Annotated in this window: 1 protein-coding gene; it reads right to left on the bottom strand. The window is 66.2% G+C overall.

Translation table 11 applies throughout. The features are described 5' to 3' along the window. Positions 1-1,301: amino acid adenylation domain-containing protein (locus tag J3489_RS37200; protein WP_207005771.1), on the bottom strand; the 1,301-nt coding region annotated here is incomplete at both ends.

The following is a 1,301-nucleotide window of genomic DNA, read 5'->3' as shown; positions in this document are numbered from 1 at the left end:
CGCGCTCCACGCCCAGCACCTGCTCCCAGATCTGCGCGATCAGCGTCTCCGTCTCCCCCTGCGGCGCCTCGTACTCGCGGCCCTTCCACTCCGGCGCCGGCAGCGCCCGGCGGTCCAGCTTGCCGTTCGGCGTCAGCGGCAGCGAGCCCAGCGCCACGATCGCCGCCGGCACCATGTACTCCGGCAACTCCCGGCCCAGCGCGCGGCGCAGCGACTGCGGATCCAGCAACGTGCCTTCCTGACCCACCACGTAACCCACCAGGCGACGCTCGCCCGGCTGGTCCTCGCGCACCAGCACCACCGCCTGCGCGATGCCGGACTGACGCGCAAGCACCGCCCCGATCTCGCCCAGCTCGATGCGGAACCCCCGCAGCTTGACCTGGTCGTCCGCGCGTCCCAGATAGTCGAGCACCCCTTCGGGGCGCCACTTCGCCACGTCCCCCGTGCGGTACATCCGGCTGCCCGGCGCGCCGAACGGGTTCGCCACGAAGCGCTCGGCCGTCAGCTCCGCCCGGCCCAGATAGCCGCGCGCGAGCCCCGCCCCCGCGATATACAGCTCACCCGCCACCCCCACCGGTACCGGCTGCAGCCGCCCGTCGAGCACATACACCTGCGTGTTGCTCAACGGCTGGCCTATCGCGACCTGCTCTCGATCAAGATGCGAAACGCGATGCTGAGTCGCGCAGACTGTCGCTTCCGTCGGTCCGTAGGCGTTGATGAGCACGCCTTCCGCAAACCCACGTTGAATCAGGGATGTTGGCATTGCGTCACCCGCAACCAGAAGCGCTGTCAGCCTGCTCAAATCCATTTCGGCCGGCAATGTGCTAGCGACAACGGGAGGAAGCGTGGCGTGCGTAATCTGATGCTGATCAAACAGCCTTGCCAGTGACTTCTCGAATAGCAATTCGTCGCGTTGAGCAAGGATCAGGCTGGCGCCGTAACAGAGCGCCATTGCAATTTCAGAGATGCAGGCATCGAAACTGAATGACGCAAATTGCAAAACGCGACTGTGCTCGTCGACGTTGATCGACCGGCCTTGTGCGATGGCGAGATTGCTTAAGCCAGCATGCTGAACGACGACACCCTTGGGCCGTCCGGTCGAACCCGAGGTGTAGATCACATAGGCCGGATGCAGCGCGTTCAAGCCGGTTTCCTCTCGCGTCAAGTTGTGCGCATCACGCGTGTGCAGCAACGCCTGCGCCATCGCCTCGTCCAGCCTCAGCAACGCCGTGCCCGCCGGCAGCACCTGCGCCGCCGACCCCGCGCTCACCACGCACACCGGCTGCGCATCCTCCAGCATG

Origin of the sequence: Trinickia mobilis (assembly GCF_017315705.1) — a bacterium.
Lineage (GTDB): Bacteria > Pseudomonadota > Gammaproteobacteria > Burkholderiales > Burkholderiaceae > Trinickia_A > Trinickia_A mobilis.
Note: the sequence above shows the minus strand (reverse complement) of the source record. Positions and strands in the feature narration are given on the sequence as shown.